The sequence below is a fragment of the Citrobacter sp. Awk 2 genome (genome assembly GCF_028069815.1).
In the GTDB taxonomy this organism is placed as follows: Bacteria; Pseudomonadota; Gammaproteobacteria; order Enterobacterales; family Enterobacteriaceae; genus Citrobacter.
Map to the genome: position 1 here is coordinate 1 of NZ_JANEWL010000271.1, position 384 is coordinate 384.

At 43.8% G+C, this 384-nt stretch carries 1 pseudogene; it reads left to right on the top strand.

The features are described from left to right. Positions 1–380, top strand: a pseudogene (locus tag NNO02_RS23595) (T6SS effector phospholipase Tle3 domain-containing protein); the annotation flags it as partial. Between the last annotated feature and the right edge of the window lie 4 nt (positions 381–384).

A 384-nucleotide genomic window follows, 5' to 3' on the forward strand; every position in this document is an offset into this window, starting at 1 on the left:
AAGAACCTTCAGGAATTCAATTGCCGGGGCCCGGTTCAAAAGCGGATCGTAACAGATATGAAAAGCAATCGAGAGCTGAAATGCTTGAAGATGTTCGTACTTATGTTCAGCGACCGACAGATCACAGCACATTACCGATGAGTGAAGAATTTATGAGCCGGGTTGTTGCCTATGACTTACCAGTTGGTTATTGCTGGCATTCATGGGACAGGGCAAGTCTTGCTGAATTACGCTATCAGGCTGACTGGCTGGAAAGCGATGATTATTACTGGACAGGTAAATTGAGTATTCCAGCAATGCCAGCGATTATTGGAAGAGATATCGCAAAAGATGTGGTTGAGAAAAATGCCGGTGCGCTAGTACGTCTCAATATCAAATAATAAT